General features: G+C 71.0%; 19 protein-coding genes. 5 read left to right on the top strand and 14 right to left on the bottom strand.

Going from position 1 to position 18,433, the window contains the following annotated elements:
• The first annotated feature begins 15 nt into the window (after positions 1–15).
• Complete coding sequence (locus tag TU31_RS27825; RefSeq protein WP_042159422.1) at positions 16–348, top strand: putative quinol monooxygenase; 333 nt, start codon at positions 16–18, stop codon at positions 346–348.
• A 76-nt stretch (positions 349–424) separates the two neighbouring features.
• Here TU31_RS27825 and TU31_RS27820 read toward each other — a convergent pair whose 3' ends face one another.
• Together TU31_RS27820 and TU31_RS27815 are read right to left on the bottom strand one after the other, a co-directional pair.
• Positions 425–1,672: a DegT/DnrJ/EryC1/StrS family aminotransferase gene (locus TU31_RS27820; RefSeq protein ID WP_042159418.1), complete on the bottom strand. Its 1,248-nt coding sequence runs from the start codon at positions 1,670–1,672 to the stop codon at positions 425–427.
• A gap of 106 nt (positions 1,673–1,778) precedes the next feature.
• Complete coding sequence (locus tag TU31_RS27815) at positions 1,779–2,810, bottom strand: LacI family DNA-binding transcriptional regulator (RefSeq protein WP_245698803.1); 1,032 nt, start codon at positions 2,808–2,810, stop codon at positions 1,779–1,781.
• A gap of 149 nt (positions 2,811–2,959) precedes the next feature.
• Between TU31_RS27815 and TU31_RS27810 the strand changes: the two genes are divergently transcribed.
• The 4 genes from TU31_RS27810 to TU31_RS27795 all read left to right on the top strand — a co-directional run bounded on the left by TU31_RS27810 (position 2,960) and on the right by TU31_RS27795 (position 7,889).
• Positions 2,960–4,285 carry an extracellular solute-binding protein gene (locus TU31_RS27810; protein ID WP_042159411.1) on the top strand — a complete coding sequence of 442 codons (1,326 nt, stop codon included), beginning with the start codon at positions 2,960–2,962 and terminating at the stop codon, positions 4,283–4,285.
• A gap of 110 nt (positions 4,286–4,395) precedes the next feature.
• Entirely contained in the window at positions 4,396–5,286 is an 891-nt protein-coding gene (locus TU31_RS27805) for a carbohydrate ABC transporter permease (protein WP_042160042.1), read from the top strand.
• Complete coding sequence (locus TU31_RS27800) at positions 5,283–6,131, top strand: carbohydrate ABC transporter permease (protein ID WP_078886019.1); 849 nt, start codon at positions 5,283–5,285, stop codon at positions 6,129–6,131. Before TU31_RS27805 ends, TU31_RS27800 begins: the two co-directional genes overlap by 4 nt.
• A gap of 96 nt (positions 6,132–6,227) precedes the next feature.
• Entirely contained in the window at positions 6,228–7,889 is a 1,662-nt protein-coding gene (locus tag TU31_RS27795; protein WP_042159409.1) for a glycoside hydrolase family 13 protein, read from the top strand.
• An 86-nt stretch (positions 7,890–7,975) separates the two neighbouring features.
• Here TU31_RS27795 and TU31_RS27790 read toward each other — a convergent pair whose 3' ends face one another.
• The 12 genes from TU31_RS27790 to TU31_RS27735 form a co-directional block, all read right to left on the bottom strand.
• Positions 7,976–8,800: a sirohydrochlorin chelatase gene (locus TU31_RS27790; protein ID WP_042159405.1), complete on the bottom strand. Its 825-nt coding sequence runs from the start codon at positions 8,798–8,800 to the stop codon at positions 7,976–7,978.
• Between the two features lie 3 nt (positions 8,801–8,803).
• On the bottom strand, positions 8,804–9,712 hold the full coding sequence (locus tag TU31_RS27785) for an ABC transporter permease (protein WP_042159400.1): 909 nt from the start codon (positions 9,710–9,712) through the stop codon (positions 8,804–8,806).
• A complete protein-coding gene (locus TU31_RS27780; protein WP_181018675.1) occupies positions 9,699–10,505 on the bottom strand; it encodes an ABC transporter ATP-binding protein in 807 nt (268 codons plus the stop codon). The genes TU31_RS27785 and TU31_RS27780 overlap by 14 nt, the downstream gene beginning before the upstream one ends.
• A 39-nt stretch (positions 10,506–10,544) precedes the next feature.
• On the bottom strand, positions 10,545–11,654 hold the full coding sequence (locus tag TU31_RS27775; protein WP_042159395.1) for an aliphatic sulfonate ABC transporter substrate-binding protein: 1,110 nt from the start codon (positions 11,652–11,654) through the stop codon (positions 10,545–10,547).
• A gap of 212 nt (positions 11,655–11,866) precedes the next feature.
• A complete protein-coding gene (locus TU31_RS27765) occupies positions 11,867–13,222 on the bottom strand; it encodes a sulfate adenylyltransferase subunit 1 (protein ID WP_042159392.1) in 1,356 nt (451 codons plus the stop codon).
• A gap of 2 nt (positions 13,223–13,224) precedes the next feature.
• Positions 13,225–14,160, bottom strand: coding sequence for a sulfate adenylyltransferase subunit CysD (gene cysD / locus TU31_RS27760; protein ID WP_042159390.1), 936 nt, complete (start codon positions 14,158–14,160; stop codon positions 13,225–13,227).
• Positions 14,157–14,690, bottom strand: coding sequence for an adenylyl-sulfate kinase (gene cysC / locus TU31_RS27755; protein WP_042159386.1), 534 nt, complete (start codon positions 14,688–14,690; stop codon positions 14,157–14,159). Before cysC ends, cysD begins: the two co-directional genes overlap by 4 nt.
• Positions 14,691–14,710: 20 nt before the next feature.
• Entirely contained in the window at positions 14,711–15,412 is a 702-nt protein-coding gene (locus TU31_RS27750; RefSeq protein ID WP_042159384.1) for a phosphoadenylyl-sulfate reductase, read from the bottom strand.
• Entirely contained in the window at positions 15,409–15,597 is a 189-nt protein-coding gene (locus tag TU31_RS27745; protein WP_042159383.1) for a hypothetical protein, read from the bottom strand. Before TU31_RS27745 ends, TU31_RS27750 begins: the two co-directional genes overlap by 4 nt.
• Positions 15,594–17,291: a nitrite/sulfite reductase gene (locus tag TU31_RS27740; RefSeq protein ID WP_042159380.1), complete on the bottom strand. Its 1,698-nt coding sequence runs from the start codon at positions 17,289–17,291 to the stop codon at positions 15,594–15,596. Before TU31_RS27740 ends, TU31_RS27745 begins: the two co-directional genes overlap by 4 nt.
• Positions 17,292–17,504: 213 nt before the next feature.
• Positions 17,505–17,588: a putative leader peptide gene (locus tag TU31_RS40675; RefSeq protein WP_350257049.1), complete on the bottom strand. Its 84-nt coding sequence runs from the start codon at positions 17,586–17,588 to the stop codon at positions 17,505–17,507.
• A gap of 92 nt (positions 17,589–17,680) precedes the next feature.
• A complete protein-coding gene (locus tag TU31_RS27735) occupies positions 17,681–18,280 on the bottom strand; it encodes a GNAT family N-acetyltransferase (protein ID WP_042159378.1) in 600 nt (199 codons plus the stop codon).
• Positions 18,281–18,433 lie beyond the last annotated feature (153 nt).

The following is an 18,433-nucleotide window of genomic DNA, read 5'->3' as shown; positions in this document are numbered from 1 at the left end:
GAAAGGAACGACACCATGAGTGAAACCGTCATCCGCACCGACGACGGCACCATCGCCATGATCAACGTCTTCGAGGTCGCGCCCGAGAACCAGCAGGAGCTGGCCGACGTATTGAGCGAGGGCGCCGAGAAGTTCATCCGGCACCGGCCGGGGTGCGTCTCGGTGAACATCCTCCCCAGCACCGACGGCAAGCGGCTCGTCTACTACGCCCAGTGGCGCACCAAGGCCGACATCAAGGCGACCATGGCCGACCCCAATGTCCAGGTCTACCGCGACAAGGCCGCCGAACTGGCCAAGCCGGACCCGCACGCGTACACGGTCTTCGCCGTCCACCACCCGGAGGGCTGACGGCCTGACACCGGCCGCCGCCCACGCCAGGGGCGGCGGCCTCGCGCGTTTCCCGGCGGGGCGGTCCCGGCCCTCTCTACCGGGGCCCGCAGACCGTCGCGGGCACCCCGGCCGGGGCCGGCGCCCCGCCGTTCAGCTCGGCCAGTGCACCGTCCAACGCCTCGATGAGGTAGTCCTGTTGATGGGGCGTCAGCATCGGATGGCAGGGCAGATTGAGATGCTGCTCGAACCAGCTGCGTTCGGCGACCGGGCACTCGCCGCGCAGATGTCCGCGGTGGCGCCACTGCGGCAGCAGATGCTGGGGGAAGTAGCGCAGCTGGATCTCCACGCCCCTGCGGTCCAGGGCCAGGACGAGCCGGTCGCGCAGCTCCTGGTGGTCGGCGAGGCAGGTGTAGAGATGGTAGGCGTGGGCGCTGTGCGCGGGCGCCGACTGCGGGGTGAGGAAGGGGTAGCGGGTGAGCACCTCGTCCAGCCGCCCGGCGAGCGCGCGCCGCTGCGCCACGGCCGTCTCGACCCCCGTGAGCTGGGCCTGTCCCAGGGCCGCGACCACCTCCGGCATCGTCGCGTCACTGCCGGGCCGCCGTACGCAGTCGCGCTGGAGCGGCGTGGCGTACGCGGTCCCCGGCAGCCCGGCCGGCTCCGGCTGAGGGTGCGCGGCCCGGGCGTCCCCGTCGGGGGCGCGCAGCCGGTGCAGCCGCTCCGCCCAGTCGTCCCGGTCGCAGGTGATCAGCCCGCCCTCGCCCAGCGCGGTGCTGGACTTGGCGTTCCGGAGGCTGAAGGTGGCGAGGTCCGCCAGGGACCCGGGGCTGCGGCCGCGGTAGCGGGCGCCCAGCGCATGCACACAGTCCTCCAGCACCAGGAAGCCGTGCCGCCGGGCCAGGGCCATCACCGTGTCCATCTCGGCGGGGCAGCCGCCGTAGTGCACCAGCAGCAGGGCCCGGGTGCGCGGGGTGATCAGCGCCTCCAGCGCGGCCGGGTCGAGGTTGAGGGTGGTGGGGTCGATATCGCAGAACCGGACCCGTACGTCGTAGTCCAGCAGCGGCTGGACGGTGGAGCGGTGGGTCTGCGGGGTGGCGATCACCTCGTCGCCGGGGGCCAGATCGAGCATCCGGATCGCCATCTGGAGGGCGACCGCTCCGTTGTTCACCGAGATCGCGTGCCGGCTGCCGACCGAGGCGGCGAAGGAGCGCTCGAACCGTTCACGCCGGGCGCCGGCGGGTAAGGGTGTGCTCTCGTGGACGAGCTCGGCCAGCACGGCGGCCTCGGTGTCGGTCGACAGACTGCCCCGCTTCCCCCAGGGCACGAGGTAACTCTTGTCCAGCATCAGTTCCCCCCGGATCGTCTCTGGTGCACCGAAGAGGTGCAGTCCTATGACAGTCGAGGGGCGGACGCCGGTGAAGAGTCAGCGGCGGTCAGCAAGGTCAGTTAGGTCAGCTTCCCGCGGGCGGCGGTGCCGTGCTGCCCCGCGGGACGAGTTCGGTCGGCAGCACGATATGACGCTCGTGCGCGCCGTCGACGTCATCGATCACCGACCGGGCCAGGTGCACGGCGGTGCGCCCGATGTCGGCGGCGGGCTGGGCGAGCGTCGTCAGGCCCAGGACCCCGGCCATGACGTGGTCGTCGAACCCCATGACCGAAACCCGCCCGGGGACCGGGACGTTGGCCTCCCGCAGCGCCGCCAGCAGACGGAAGGCGAAATCGTCGGTCTCGGCGAACAGTGCGGTCGGCGGTTCCTGGAGACTCAGCAGCCGGCCCACCGCCGCGCCCATACCGCTGCCCTTCCAGCCCGGCACGCTCATGATGAGCGCGTCGTCCCGCTCCAGGCCCGCGTCGGCCAGGGCCCGCAGATGCCCGGCGAGCCGGTTCTTGCTGCTCCAGGCGAAGCCCGTCTCGTCGGACGTCTGGAGGAACGCGATCCGCCGGTGGCCGAGGTTGATCAGATGGCGGGTGCCGCGCAGCGCGGCGTCCGCGTCGTCCACGTAGACACTGGGGCGCCCCTCGGCGTGCTGACTGACGAACACGAGCGGCATGCCCAGGTCGTCCAGGCGGGCCCGCTCGGCGGGGGTGAGCGCGAAGCTCACCACGAGCAGCGCATCGGCATTGCGGCGGGCGGGCAACCGGTCGAAGAAATCGGCGCGTTCGCGCACATCGGCCACGCTGTAGACCAGCAGGTCGAGACCCGCCTCGCGCAGCGCCGGCGCCATACCGGACAGCGTCGCGCTCAGGAACCACGACTCCAGATGCGGGAGGAGTACGGCGACCCGTCCGGTGCGGCCGGTCACGAGACTGGAGGCGCTGCGGGTGATCGCGAAGGAGAGTTCGCGGGCCGCCGCCTCCACGCGGGCGCGTGTCGTGTCCGAGACCGTCGACAGGCCGCGCAGCGTGCGCGAAACGGTGGATACCGAAACCCCCGCCCGCTGGGCCACATCGGCCATCGTGGCCTCGCTCTGAGCTGAGGACATGCCGGGACGCTAGCACAAAAAGGCGATGACAGCGTTGCCAGAAGATCCCGAAGGGAAATCTGTTGTTCACGAGCCGTTGACCTGGCGACAAGGCCACTTCTAGCCTGCAAGCGCTGTCATCGAAGGCAGCCAAGACGTGAGGAGCACTCATGGCCTTGAGCCGCAGAACCCTGCTCGCGGGCGGTCTCGCCGCCGGAGCCGGGCTCACCAGCGGTTGCGCGGGCAAGCCCTTGGACACCCTGCTGACCCAGGCTGCCCACGTCCCGCGTACCCCGGCCACCCTCGTCTGGTGGGTGTCCGAAATCCCCTCCCGGAACGGCCCGGTGGTGGCCGACCTGATCATCCGGGCCTTCGAACGCCGCCATCCGCACCTCCGTGTCCGGAAATCGAACGCCCTCAGCACCACCGACGGCAATCGCGCCGCGGTCACCACCCAGCTCGCCGGAGCCTCACCCACCCCCGACGTCTACCTCGGGGACACCACCTGGCCGGCCCAGTTCGGCGCCAACTCCCTTGCGCTGCCCGTGCAGAAACTGCTGCCCAAGGACTTCTGGTCGGACTATCCGGCGGCCCTGCGTCGGGTCAGCGAGTACCGCGGAGCCGTGTACGCGCTGCCCTTCTTCACCGACAACTCCTTCCTCTTCTACCGGAAGGACCTGCTGGCCAAGCACGGTCTGCCGGTGCCCCGCACCTGGGAGGAACTGCTGCGCACGGCGCGCAGGATCCAGCGGGCCGGCGACGCCGCCTACGGCTTCCTCTGGCAGGCCTCCGTATCGGAGTCGCTGACCTGCAACGTCACCGAGTTCCTGGCCGACGCCCAGGCCCCCGTACTGGACGAGGCGGGGCGGGTGGCGCTGAGCGGGCCGGGCGCCGAGCGGGCCTTCGCGCTGATGCGGGAGTTCACCGAGACCGGGGTCACGCCCCGTACGGTCACCACCTACGTGGAAGCGGACTCCCAGGACGCCTTCACCGGCGGCCGCGGCGTCTTCCTGCGCAACTGGTCCTACGCCTGGGGCAACGCGGCCGACCGCTCGGTCTCCAAGGTGGCCGGCCGGGTCGGCGTCGTACCCCGCCCCGGCTTCGACGGCGACGGGCCGCGCGGGGTGAGCTGCGCCGGCGGCTGGAGCAATTTCGTCAATCCCAACTCCCACCACCTCGGGGCCGCGGTCGCCTTCGCCCGCTTCTGCGCCGGAGAAGAGGCGCAGATGATCCTGCTGAAGCACGCCGGGGTGATTCCGGCACTCGAAGGCGTACTGACCCGGCCGGAGGCCCGTCGGGTCGGTGATCCCACGCTCGGCCGGGCCAAGGAACTGCGGCTGGTCGCCCGGCCGGTACAGACCCCGTACTACCCCCAGGTCAGCAAGGCGCTCTACACCCAGGCCAACGCCGTGATCGGCGGCCGGGCCACGCCCGCCCAGGCCGTGCGCGCGGCCCGCGCCGACATCCGTACCGCGCTGGAAGGCAGGGCGCTGTGAATGCCGTTACCTCCTCCGCGGCCTCCTCCGCGACCGTCCCGCCGAGCCCGGCCCCGAAACCGGCCGGAGGGCACACCGGACCCGTACCGCGCGGCGGTGGCCCGGCCCGGGTGAGCCGGCGCAGACGGGCGCGCACCGGCTGGTTCTTCGCCTCGCCGGCGCTGCTCACCATCGCTGCCGTGACGGTCTTCCCGGTGCTCTTCTCGGTGGTGCTCAGCTTTGCCGATGTCCGCCTGGAGTACGGCGGGTTCAGCATCCGGTCCCTGACGGGCGACCATTACGCCGCCTTGCTGAGCAGCCCGGAATGGCGCCACGCGCTCCTCTTCACCTTCGGCTTCACCGCCGTGACCGTCCTGCTGGAGCTGGTGCTCGGCACCGCGGCGGCGCTCGTACTGGAACGGCTGGGAGCCGCCCGCGGCTGGGTGCTGGCGGTGCTGCTGCTGCCCTGGGCCCTGATCAATGTCGTCGCCGCCCAGTTGTGGGGATATCTCTTCAACGGCACCTACGGCGGGCTGACCTGGCTCTTCGAGCAGGTCCTCGGCCACCAGCCGGACATTCTCGGGCAGCCCGCCTCCGCCATGGGCGCCATGGTGGTGGTCGATGTATGGAAGACCACGCCCTTTGTCGCGATTGTTGTTCTCGCCGGACTGATGCTGATACCTGGCGACGTCTACGAGGCGGCGGAGATCGACGGCGCCGGCGCCTGGACGACGTTCTGGAAGGTGACCCTGCCGCAGCTGCGGCCGATCATGGCCATCGCCGTCCTCTTCCGCATTCTCCAGGCATTCGGCATATTCGACCTGCCGTTCGTGCTGACCCAGGGGGGACCGGGCACCGCCACCGAATCCCTGGTGATCCTCGGCTACAAAACGCTCTTCCAGAACCTCGACATCGGCCGGGGCGCGGCGGTGGCCACCACCTCCGCGGTCATCGTGATCGGCTGCTGTCTGCTCTTCCTGCGGGTCTTCCGTACGCAGGCCGACGAAGGAGGGCGGGCATGAACCGCCGTACACCGGCAACCGGTATCCGCCGGTACCTCAACGCCGTCAACCTCGGCGGTCTGGCGATCGTCGTGCTGTCGACCCTGCCGCTCTACTGGATGATCGCGTCGTCCTTCAAGGGACCGGGCGAGATCAGCGCCGCCCCGCCCAGCCTGGTGCCGGAATCGGCGACGCTCGGCAACTACGCGGAGGCGTTCGTCCGCAACGGCATCGGCCGCTATCTGCTCAACAGCGTGCTGGTGGCCTCCGTTTCCACGGCCGCCGTGCTGGGGCTGTCCTTCTTCGCGGGGTACGCCCTGGCCCGCACCCCGCTGCGCGGCCGCGGCGCCATCATGACGACGCTGCTGATGCTGTCCGTCTTCCCGCCGATCGCGCTGGTCGTTCCGCTGTTCCTGCTGGAGCGGCAACTCGGGCTGCTCAACAGCTACGCGGGCCTGATCGTGCCCTATGTCGCGCTCAATCTGCCGTTCGCCATCTGGATCATGCGCAACTACCTGGTCGGTATCCCCCGTGAGCTGGAGGAAGCGGCCACCGTCGACGGCGCGGGGCCGTTGCGCACCGTCCTGACCGTGATCGCGCCGCTGGCCCGGCCGGGGCTGTTCACCGCGGGCATCTTCACCTTCACCGCGACCTGGGCGGAGTTCCTGCTGGCGCTGACCTTCAACAGCGAGGACGGCCACCGCACCGTTCCGGTCGGCATCGCCCTGTTCACCAGCCAGTACACGGTCCCCTACGGGACGCTGTTCGCGGGGGCTGTGGCGGCCACCGTCCCGATCGGCGTCCTGGTCATGATCTTCCGCCGCTCGATCGTCTCGGGCATGACCTCAGGGGCGGTGAAGGGATGACCCCGGCCCCCGCGCCGGCCACCCCGCCGCACCCGACCCGGCGCCGCGCAGCGCCGCACCTGTCACGCGTCCGCTACCGCCCCGAAAGGCCTCCACGTGACCCCTCAGCACCTCGACTCCGCCCGCGACACCACCGACTGGTGGCGGCAGGCCGTCGTCTACCAGGTGTACCCGCGCAGCTTCGCCGACTCCGACGGCGACGGCATCGGTGACCTCCCCGGCATCACCTCCCGGCTGCCCTACCTCGCCGGCCTGGGTGTGGACGCCGTCTGGCTGAGCCCCTTCTACCCCTCGGAGCTGGCCGACGGCGGCTATGACGTCGCCGACTACCGCGATGTCGACCCGCGGCTGGGCACCCTCGACGACTTCGACGCCATGGTGGCCGAGGCACACCGCCTGGGCCTCAAGGTGATGGTGGACATCGTGCCCAACCACTCCTCCCACCAGCACCAGTGGTTCCAGGAGGCAGTGCGCGCCGAGCCCGGATCCGCCGCGCGGGAGCGCTACGTCTTCCGCGAGGGCAAGGGCGAGCACGGTGAACTGCCGCCCACCGACTGGATCTCCTGCTTCGGCGGCCCGGCCTGGACCCGGCTGCCGGACGGCTGGTGGTACCTCCACCTCTTCGCCCCCGAGCAGCCCGACTTCAACTGGGACAACCCCGAGGTCCGCGCGGACTTCCGGCAGACCCTGCGCTTCTGGTCCGACCGCGGTGTCGACGGCTTCCGCGTCGATGTGGCCCACGGTCTGGCGAAGGACCTGGCCGCGCCGCTCCGTGACATCGGCACGATCGGCAATTACCGGCCGGAGGATCTGCCCGAGGACGGCAGCCACCCCTTCTGGGACCGGGACGAGGTCCATGACATCTTCCGGGACTGGCGCAAGGTCTTCAACGAGTACGACCCGCCCCGGGTCGCCGTCGCCGAGGCCTGGGTGCGCAACTCCCGCCGTACCGCCTATGCCACCCCGCAGGAGCTCGGCCAGGCCTTCAACTTCGACTTCCTCAAGGCCTCGCTGGACGCGGCGGAGCTGCGTGCCTCCATCGACACCGCGCTCGCCGACGCGCGGGCGGCCGGGGCGACCGCGACCTGGGTGCTCTCCAACCACGATGTGATCCGGCACGCCTCCCGGTACGGCCTCCCGGACGGCCGCGACGAAGAGGCCTGGCTGCTCTCCGACGGCCAGGAGCCCGTCCTCGACCGGGAGTTCGGCCTGCGCCGGGCCCTGGCCGCGACCCTGCTGATGCTGGCGCTGCCCGGCTCGGCCTACGTCTACCAGGGCGAGGAACTGGGCCTGCCCGAGGTCGCCGAGCTCTCCCGCGACAGCCTCCAGGACCCGGTGTGGACCCGCAGCGGCGGTGCGCTCAAGGGGCGGGACGGCTGCCGGGTGCCGCTGCCGTGGCGGCGCGAGGGCAGCTCGTACGGATTCGGCAGCAGCGGCTCCTGGCTGCCGCAGCCCCAGGGCTGGGGCGCGCTGTCCGTCGAGGCGCAGGAGGGCGTGCCGTCCGCACCCCTGGAGCTCTACCGCAGGGCGCTGGCCACCCGCCGCCGGCTGGTGGGCGACGAGGCGCTGGAATGGTCCGGCGAAACGACGGACCCGGGCACCCTGCACTTCCGCCGCTCGGGCGGCTGGGAGTGTGTGGCCAACCTGTCGGACGAGCCCCGGCCGCTGCCGGCCGGTGAGCTGCTGCTGAGCTCCGCGCCGGTCACCGGCGACCAGATGCCGCCGTGGACCACGGTCTGGCTGCGCACCACGCGCTGAACCGCCGCGCCCGGGCCCGTCGTCCCACTCCCGTCGACTTCCCGATGGGCAGGCGGGAGTGGGACGACAGCCCCTAGGGGAACCTGTCAGGCGCTCAGCGCCGTCAGGTCCCCTCGGGCGTGCGCCAGGACCGCCCCGTCGTAGCGCCGCACCAGCAGCCGGGCCAGTTCGGGCGCCGGGCCGAGGACGGGGGCGAGGAGGTCGGCGCGGGCCTCGCGGGCGCCGGCCGCGATCCGGTCCGGGAGGAATCCGGGCGCGATGACGTACGGGGCCACGGCCACCCGCCGGACGCCCTCCGCCCGCAGCGCCCGTACGGCGTCCGCGGTGCGGGGAAGAGATGCGGAGGCGAACGCAGGTCGCACGGCACACCAGCCAGCGGTGTGCCACCACTCCCGCGCGATTTCAGCGAGCACTGCGCCCGCCTCCGGGTCGGAGGAGCCCGCCGAGGCCAGCACGACCCCGGTCGAGCGACGGTCACCGGGCCGCAGCCCGGCCTCCGCCAGCCGGCGCTCCAGCGCGGCGGTCAGCAGGGACGACGGGCCCAGCACCGCGGCCTGACGGATGGTCAGCAGGGGCAGCCGCGCGGCCGCCTCCCGCAGTACCGCCGGGATATCGGACTTGGCGTGGAAGGCCCGGGTGAGCAGGAGCGGCAGCGCCACCACATCTCTGACGCCCTCCCGTCGCCCGCCACCGCCCCGGCACGAAGGCGCTTCGCGCCGCCCCTCTGCTTCTGCCGACAGGCGCTCCAGCACCCGCGGCACCCGGGGGGCGTTGAAGTCGAGATAGCCGACCTCGACGCGCAGCCCCGGCCGCAGCGCCCGGACCCGCGCGCAGAGCGCGGAGACGGTCGCCGCGTGCCGCGGGTCGCGGCTGCCGTGGGCGATGACGAGAAGAGTGGGGCGGGCGTCCATGGGTCAGCTCTTCACCAGGAGACCACGGCTGCGCAGCACCCGGCGCTCGACCGGGGCGAAGATCAGCAGCTCGATGCCGATACCGACGATGAGGATGAGCAGGATCGCGGACAGCACCCAGGACATGTCCTGGAGCTCACGGCCCTGCTCCAGCAGCTGGCCCAGACCGGTGCCCAGATCGGGCGCGTTCACGATGAGTTCGGCGGCCATCAGGGAACGCCAGGAGAACGCCCAGCCCTGCTTGAGCCCGGCGATATAGCCCGGCAGTGCGGCCGGCAGCAGCACATGCCGGACCCCGGCGAGGCCGGTGGCGCCGATGGTGCGGCCCGCCCGCAGGTAGAGCGGGGAGATCTGGTCGACGCCCGCCACCAGTCCGTTGGCGATGGACGGGACCGCGCCGAGCAGCACCACCGTGTAGATCGTGGCGTCGCTCAGCCCGAACCAGATGATGGCGGCCGGGACCCAGGCGACCGAGGGCAGCGACTGGAGCCCGCTCAGGATCGGCCCGATCGCGGCCCGGACGGCCTTGACCCGGGCGACGATCAGCCCGAGCACCGTGCCGAGGACCACCGAGGCCACAAAGCCGAGGGCGCCGCGGGAGACGCTGGTCCACACGAAGCTCAGCAGGGTGCCCTCCAGCCACTTCTGCTGGAGCGAGCGGCCGACGTCGACGGGGCTCGGCAGCAGGTAGTGAGGCTTGAGCGCGAAGTGGTAGGCGAGCTGCCACAGGGCGAGCACGATCGCGATGGCGATCAGCGGAGGGAACGCCTTCGAGGCGGCGGTACGCAGCCACGGCTGCCGGTCGACGACCCTGGATTCCAGGGCGTCGAGCCCGGCCTCCAGACCGGCGATGTCGCCGGAGCCGTCACCCTCTGCGTCGGTTGACGGGGCCTTGGTCTCAGTGCTGGCCATGGCGGCGGATCTCCCCACGGAGCTGTTCGGTGATCTCGATGGAAAGGTCGGCGACCGCGGCGTCCTCGATGCGGCGCGGCTGCGGGATGTCCACCCGCCACTCACGCGCGATCCGGCCCGGACGGGAGGACAGCAGGACCACCCGTTCGGCGAGCCGCACGGCCTCCCGGACGTTGTGGGTGACGAAGAGGACCGAGAGGTTCGTCTCGCGCCAGATCCGGGTCAGCTCGTCGTGCAGCACATCGCGGGTGATCGCGTCGAGCGCCGCGAACGGCTCGTCCATCAGCAGCAGTTGGCTGTCCTGGGCGAGCGCACGGGCCATCGCGACCCGCTGGCGCATCCCGCCCGACAGCTCGTGCACCCGCTTGCCGTGGGCGCCCTTGAGACGGACGAGTTCGAGCAGCCGCTCGGCCTCCTCGCGGCGCTCCGCGCGCGGCACCCCGCGCAGCCGCAGCGCCAGTTCGATGTTCCGGCCCGCGGTCAGCCACGGGAACAGCGCATGTTCCTGGAACATCAGGGCCGGCCGGCCGCCCGGCGTCTCGATGGCGCCGGCGGACGGTGCGTCGAGCCCGGCGACGAGGTTGAGGAGGGTGGACTTGCCGCAGCCCGAGGCCCCCAGGATGCAGACGAATTCGCCGGGCGCCACATCGATGCTGATGTCGTCCAGGACATGCTGCTGTGCGCCGGTGCGGCCGAACGACTTCGAGACATGGTCGATACGAGCCGCGTACGGCACGGTGGTGCCCGTGTCCGCCGTGGCGGGCTGCTGCTTGGTGAGCGTGGTGGTCGTCATCGGTGTCACCTCCTGGGGGAGTGCGTGCTGCGGGCGGGGCTACTTGCTGCCGAGTCCGGCGTCGTCGACCGGCGGCTTGCCTTGCGACTTCAGCACCTTGTTCAGCAGCGTGAGGTCGTAGATGCCCTTGAGGTCGGGCTTCTTCAGCAGGCCCGCCTTGACGCCGTGGTCGGCCTCCTGCTGGAGAGTCGCGGCCAGCGGGTCATCGGTGATGTCGACGTTCTTGAACGCCGGGTCGATGACGTTCTGCGGCAGTGCCTTGCCGGCCACGTCCGAGGAGGCGAGCTTGTCGTTGAGGGTCTTCTTCGCCTCGGCCGGGTGCGAACGGATCCAGGCGTTGGTCTTCACCGAGGCCCGCAGCACCGCCTCGACGGCCTTCGGGTGCTCCTTGAGGAACTTCTGCGAGACGATCATGTTCGTGATGACGAACTTCCCGTCCTTCCACAGCTTCTTCTCGTCCAGGAGCGTCTTGCCGCCCTCGGCGACGAGCTTGGAAGCGGTGGGCTCGGGCACCCACGCGCCGTCGATACCGCCCTGCTGGAAGACGGTCGGCGTCACCTTGTTGTCGGTGCGCTGGACGGTGACATCGCCCTTGCCGGTGGTGGGGTCGACCTTGAGGCCCTTCTCCGACAGGTAGTTCAGCAGCGCGACATCCTGGGTGTTGCCCAGCTGCGGGGTCGCGATCGTCTTGCCCTTGAGATCGCTCAGGCCCTTGATCTTCTTGGGGTTGACCACCAGCGAGACACCGCCGGAGGCCGAACCGCCAATGATCTTCAGGCTCTTGCCGTGCGACTTGGCGTAGCCGTTGATCGCGGGGGAGGGGCCGATCCAGCCGATGTCGATGGCGCCCGAGTTGAGCGCCTCGATCTCCTCGGGGCCCGCGTTGAAGACGGAGGACTTCACCTCGGTGCCGCCCAGTTCCTTCTGGAACGTGCCGTTCTGGAGGCCCACCAGGGGGGTGGCGTGCGTGGTGTTGCCGAAGTACCCGATCGTCAGGTGATCGAGCCCATCGGTCTTGGGGCCCTTGGGCGCGGCCCCGGCCGCGGTGTCCTTCTTGGCCTCGGAGCCGTAGCCGCAGGCGCCCAGCGCGCCTATCAGGAGCGGGACGGTGACGGCGGCCGCCAGCAGGCGGTGACGAACGGCAGACACGGGAGGTGTTCCTCTCGGAGGGCCGGGCGGTGCGCGCCCTCTAGGGCGCGCCCGGCGGAGCTATGGATCTTCGGAAGGGGGGCGTGGGGGATACGGAGCCGGGCATCGTCAGCGCACACATCGGCCGACTCCGCCCTGCCCGCTGCCCAGGGCGCCGCTGCCGATGCGGCCGCCCTCCTTCGCGAAGGTCGAGAAAACGTCCTTGAGCATGCTCAGAAGTCCCATCCCTCGTCGTCCGCCGTCTCGGCCGAGGCGGCCTCTTCCGCCGCCTCCGCGAAGGCGGTGCCCGCCATGCCCGCGGTCAGCGTCGTCCCGTCCGCCGGGTCGATCAGCAGGAAGGAGCCGGTGCGGCGGGAGTCGGCGTAGGCGTCCAGCGCCAGCGGCTCCGCCGTGCGCAGCACGATCCGCCCGATGTCGTTGGCGGCCAGCTCACCGGGCGCCGGGTGCTGCGAGAGGTCGTCCAGGGTCAGCCGGGAGGGGATGTCCTTGACGATCGCCTTGACGGTGCGGGTGGTGTGCTTGAGCAGCACCCGCTGCCCGACGGTCAGTGGACGGTCCGCCACATGGCAGACGGTCGCCTCGATGTCCTGCGAGACACCCGGCGCGGTGGCCGTCGGGGCGATCAGGTCGCCGCGCGAGATGTCCAGGTCATCGCTGAGCCGGACGGTGACCGACTGCGGTGCCCAGGCGACGTCCACGGCCTGGCCGAGCGCGTCGATCGCCTCGATGGTGCTCGTACGGCCCGAGGGCAGCACGGTGACGGCGTCGCCGACGCGCAGCACACCGGAGGCGATCTGGCCCGCGTAGCCGCGGTAGTCGGGGTGTTCGGCGGTCTGCGGACGGATCACGTACTGGACCGGGAAGCGGCCGGGGTCGTCCGAGGGGTCGGCGACGACGGCCACGGTCTCCAGGTGCTCCAGCACGGTCGGACCGCCGTACCAGTCCATGTGGGCCGACGGCGTCACGACGTTGTCGCCGGCCAGCGCCGAGATCGGGATCGCGGTGATCTCCGGGACGCCCAGCGAGGCCGCGTAGGTCGTGAACTCCTCGGCGATGGCGGCGAAGACGGGCTCGGCGTAGTCGACCAGGTCCATCTTGTTGACGGCCAGGACCACATGCGGGACGCGCAGCAGGGCGGCGACCGCGGCGTGCCGGCGGGTCTGCTCGACGACGCCGTTGCGGGCGTCGACCAGCACCACGGCCAGCTCGGCGGTGGAGGCGCCGGTGACCATGTTGCGGGTGTACTGCACATGCCCGGGGGTGTCCGCCAGAATGAAACGGCGGCGCGGGGTGGCGAAGTAGCGGTAGGCGACATCGATGGTGATGCCCTGCTCGCGCTCGGCGCGCAGCCCGTCGGTCAGCAGCGCCAGGTCGGGCGCCTCCTGCCCGCGGTTGCGGGAGGCGTGCTCGACGGCCTCCAGCTGGTCGGCGAGCACCGACTTGGAGTCGTGCAGCAGCCGGCCCACCAGGGTGGACTTGCCGTCGTCGACGGATCCGGCGGTGGCGAAACGCAGCAGCGAGGTGGCACCCGCGTCCACGACGTCGATCGCGTCCGTGTTCGTACTCATGGTTAGAAGTACCCCTCGCGCTTGCGGTCCTCCATGGCGGCCTCGGACATCTTGTCGTCGGCCCTCGTTGCGCCCCGTTCGGTCAGCCGGGAAGCGGCGATCTCCGCGATCACGGCCTCGATGGTGTCCGCGTCGGAGTCGACGGCGCCGGTGCAGGACATGTCGCCGACCGTGCGGTAGCGCACCTGCCGGGTCTCCAGGCTCTCGCCGTCCTTGGGGCCGCCCCACTCACCGGGCGCCAGCCACATACCGTTGCGGGCGAAGACCTCCCGCTCGTGGGCGTAGTAGATGGCGGGCAGCTCGATCTTCTCGCGGGCTATGTACTGCCACACGTCCAGCTCGGTCCAGTTGGACAGCGGGAAGACCCGGACATGCTCACCGGGGGAGTGCTTGCCGTTGTAGAGCTGCCACAGCTCGGGGCGCTGCCGGCGCGGGTCCCAGCCGCCGAACTCGTCGCGCAGCGAGAACACCCGCTCCTTGGCGCGCGCCTTCTCTTCGTCCCGGCGCCCGCCGCCGAAGACCGCGTCGAAGCGGCCCTTGTCGATGGCGTCCAGCAGCGGCACGGTCTGGAGCGGGTTACGGGTGCCGTCGGGGCGCTCGCGCAGCTCACCGCGGTCGATGAAGTCCTGGACGGAGGCGACGTGCAGCCGCAGCCCGTGCCGCTCCACCGTGCGGTCGCGGTAGTCGAGGACCTCGGGGAAGTTGTGCCCGGTGTCGACATGCAGCAGCGAGAACGGCACCGCGGCCGGCGCGAACGCCTTCAGCGCCAGGTGCAGCATGACGATGGAGTCCTTGCCACCGGAGAACAGGATCACCGGCCGCTCGAACTCCCCCGCCACCTCACGGAAGATGTGCACCGCCTCGGACTCCAGCGCGTCCAGGTGCGACAGCGCGTAGGGGTTGTCGAGGTCTTCGGTCACGGCAGCGATGGCGGTCATGCCAGTCCCCTTTCGGTGAGCAGCGTGTGCAGCGCCGCCGCGGACTCCTGCACGGTCTGGGTGTGCGACTCCAGGCGCAGATCGGGCGACTCGGGAGCCTCGTACGGGTCGTCCACACCGGTGAGCCCGGAGATCTCGCCCGCCGCCTGCTTGGCGTACAGGCCCTTCACATCCCGCTCGGAGCACACCTCGACGGGCGTGGCCACATGCACCTCCAGGTAGGCGGTGCCCTCGCTCTGGTGGCGCTTGCGCACCGCCTCGCGGCTGTCCGCGTACGGCGCGATCACCGGCACCAGCGCCTTGACGCCGTTGCTCGCCAGCAGTTCGGCCACGAAACCGATGCGCTGGACGTTGGTGTGCCGGTCCGCGCGGCTGAAGCCCAGGCCCGCGGACAGGAACTCGCGGATCTCGTCACCGTCGAGCACCTCGACCCGGTGGCCCTCGCCGCGCAGCCGGCCGGCCAGCTCGTGCGCGAGGGTCGTCTTGCCCGCGCTCGGCAGACCGGTCAGCCAGATCGTGGCGCCCGTCATGGATATCTCCTGATGCTCGGTCATCCGTGCAGCCCGCACTCGGTCTTGTTGCTGCCGGCCCAGCGGCCGGCCCTGGCGTCCTCGCCCTCCAGCACCCGGCGGGTGCAGGGCGCGCAGCCGACGGAGGCGTAGCCGTCCGTCAGCAGCGGGTTGGTGAGCACCCCGTGCTCGGCCACGTACGCGTCCACGTCGGCCTGCGTCCAGCGGGCGATCGGCGACACCTTCACCTTCTGCCGCTTCGGGTCCCAGCCGACGACCGGGGTGTTCGCCCGGGTCGGCGACTCGTCCCGGCGCAGCCCCGTCGCCCAGGCGTCGTACCGGGCCAGACCCTCTTCGAGGGGCTTGACCTTCCGCAGCGCGCAGCACAGGTCGGGGTCGCGGTCGTGCAGCTTCGGGCCGTGCTCGGCGTCCTGCTCGGCCACCGTCTGACGCGGCGTCAGGGTGAGCACGTTGACGTCCATCACCTCGGCCACCGCGTCGCGGGTCCCGAGGGTCTCGGGGAAGTGGTAGCCGGTGTCCAGGAAGACCACGTCCACGCCGGGGAAGGCCCGCGAGGCCAGGTGCGCGACGACCGCGTCCTCCATCGAGGAGGTGACGCAGAAGCGCGGACCGAAGGTCTCGGCGGCCCATGTGAGGATCGTCAGTGCGGGCGCGTCCTCCAGGTCACGGCCCGCCTGCTCGGCGAGCTGCTTCAGGTCGGCTGCGGTGGTAGCGGTGGTCACGACTCACCTCCGTCGGGTGCGGAAGGGGACTTGCCGGTCAGCCCCTGGGCCAGCAGGCCCAGGAACTTCAGCCGGAACGCACGGCTGCAGGACCGGCATTCCCAGGCTCCATGGCCTTCTTCGGAAGGCTGGAGGTCCTCGTCCCCGCAGTACGGGCAGTAGAACGGCGCGGCACGCTCGCTCATTTGAGGGCACCCTCTTCCGCCCGGGCCGCCCAGGTGGCGAACCGCTCGCCCTCCTCGCGCTGTGCCTCGAAGTTGCGCAGCACCCGCTCGACGTAGTCGGGGAGTTCGTCGGCGGTGACCTTCAGACCGCGGACCTTGCGGCCGAAGCCGGCCTCCAGGCCCAGCGCGCCGCCCAGGTGCACCTGGTAGCCCTCGACCTGGTTGCCCTCGTCGTCCAGGACCAGCTGGCCCTTGAGACCGATGTCCGCGACCTGGATACGGGCGCAGGCGTTCGGGCAGCCGTTGAGGTTGATGGTGACCGGCTCCTGGAAGTCCGGCATCCGCCGCTCCAGCTCGTCGATGAGCGAGGCGCCGCGGCCCTTGGTCTCGACGATGGCGAGCTTGCAGAACTCGATGCCGGTGCAGGCCATCGTGCCGCGCCGGAACGGCGAGGGGGTGACCTGGAAGTCCAGCGCCTCCAGCCCGGCGACGAGCGAGTCGACCTGGTCCTGCGTCACATCGAGGATGATCATCTTCTGCTCGACGGTGGTACGCAGCCGGTCGGAGCCGTGCGCGGCGGCCAGTTCGGCGATCTTGGTGAGGGTGGTGCCGTCGACCCGGCCGACGCGCGGGGCGAAGCCCACGTAGAAGCGGCCGTCCTGCTGCTGGTGCACCCCGATGTGGTCGCGCCACTTGGACGCCGGCTCCTCGGGCGCGGGACCGTCGGCCAGCTTGCGCTGGAGGTACTCGTCCTCCAGCACCTGGCGGAACTTCTCCGGGCCCCAGTCGGCCATCAGGAACTTCAGCCGGGCGCGGGTGCGCAGCCGGCGGTAGCCGTAGTCACGGAAGATGCCGACGACACCGGCCCAGACGTCCGCGACCTCGTCCAGCGGCACCCAGGTGCCCAGGCGCTGGGCGAGCTTGGGGTTGGTGGACAGCCCGCCGCCGACCCAGAGGTCGAAGCCGGGGCCGTGCTCGGGGTGGACGACGCCGACGAAGGCCACGTCATTGATCTCGTGGACCACGTCCTGGACGGGCGAGCCGGAGATGGCCGTCTTGAACTTCCGCGGCAGGTTGGAGAATTCCTTGCTGCCGATGTAGCGGTCGTGGATCTCGTCGACGGCCGGGGTGCCGTCGATGATCTCGTCCGCGGCGATACCGGCCACCGGGGAACCGATGATCACGCGCGGGCAGTCACCGCACGCCTCGGTCGTGGAGAGCCCGACGGCCTCCAGCTTCTCCCAGATGGCGGGGACGTCCTCGATGCGGATCCAGTGCAGCTGGATGTTCTGCCGGTCGGTGATGTCCGCGGTGCCGCGGGCGTACTCCTCGGAGACCTCGCCGATGGCGCGCAGCTGGGCCACGGACAGCCGCCCGCCGTCGACGCGGACCCGCAGCATGAAGTACCGGTCGTCCAGCTCCTCCGGCTCCAGGATCGCGGTCTTGCCGCCGTCGATCCCGGGCTTGCGCTGGGTGTACAGCCCCCACCAACGCATCCGCCCGCGCAGGTCGTTGGGGTCGATCGAGTCGAAACCGGCCTTGGAGTAGATCGTCTCAATGCGTGTCCGCACATTGAGACCGTCGTCGTCCTTCTTGAACTGCTCATTGCCGTTGAGCGGCGTGAAGTGGCCAACGGCCCACTGGCCCTCACCGCGGTGGCGTCCGGCCTTGCGGCGGGTCGTGGCAGCTGCGGGGACTTCGGAGGAGGCGGCCATGGGTGTACGTCCTTCTGGGCGGGCTCAAGGGATCCGGACCGGTCGCTGGGCACCACGATGACCTGCGCGGACACACCGAAAGGCGGCGCGTGGCAACGCGTCGGGGAGGTCTGCGGGTCAAGGGGGTGTCAGCGCGTCCGCGACGATGGGGACGGCGAGAATGCGGTGCTGCTGGGTGCTGCCCGGGGCCGAAGGCCCCTGGTGAGTGCAGCCTCAGCCCGCCCGACAAATGGCGCTGGACATGCGGCCGAGGTCGACGTGCCGCCGACTCACCAAGGCAATTCCAGCTCGAGACATGACGGAAGCCTGGCACGTCGCTCTCCGGCCAGTCCACCGTCATCCAGAATTTGGACACCACTGTCCCGCATCGCGAGACAGTGTGTTGTCGGTCACTCCCCGGTGGGCTCGCCGGTCGTGAGCGGTCCCGCACCGGGCCAGGGTCCGGGGGTGGCCGTCTCGGGCTCTTCGCCGACCGTGGTCTCGTACAGCCGGAAGCCGCGCCGCTGGTAGTTGGCCATCGCATGCGGGCCGTCCAGGCTGCATGTGTGCACCCACACCCGCTTGGTCGGTGCCCGCCCCGGCCACCGTTCGGCCAGGTCCCAGGCCCGCTCGATCCCGTACGCGAGCAGATGCCCGCCGATACGGCGCCCCCGGAACGCCGGGAGGAGCCCGAAGTAGGTGATCTCCACGGAGCCGTCCGCCGCGCCGGTGAGCTCGATGAACCCGGCGGGCGTACCGCGCTCGTACGCCACCCAGGTCTCCACCCCCGGCCGCCCGAGGAACTCCGCCCACTGGGCGTACGGCCAGGTCAGCCGGTCGGTCCAGGTGATGTCCCCGCCGACCGCCGTATAGAGGAAGCGGCTGAATTCGGGCGACGGTATCTCGGAGCGGGCGATACGGACGCCCTGTTCGGCCGGCGGCTCCTGGGCGGGGGACAGGTCGGCGGGCGAGGTCTGTTCGAGGTACCAGGTGGTGACCGAGAGGCTCATGGGGCCAGGACATCACACCGGACCCGGACCCGCGCCGGGCCGGCCGGCACGGGAAAGAAGGGGTGCCGAACGGGCGGCGGCAACGCGTCCCGGATCGTGAGACACCGGTTCACTCCGTGGGGCGACGGCGGCGCGCCGGGCCTCCTCCGCTCC

It is taken from the genome of Streptomyces lydicamycinicus (assembly GCF_000829715.2).
Taxonomy (GTDB): Bacteria; Actinomycetota; Actinomycetes; order Streptomycetales; family Streptomycetaceae; genus Streptomyces; species Streptomyces lydicamycinicus.
Note: the sequence above shows the minus strand (reverse complement) of the source record. Positions and strands in the feature narration are given on the sequence as shown.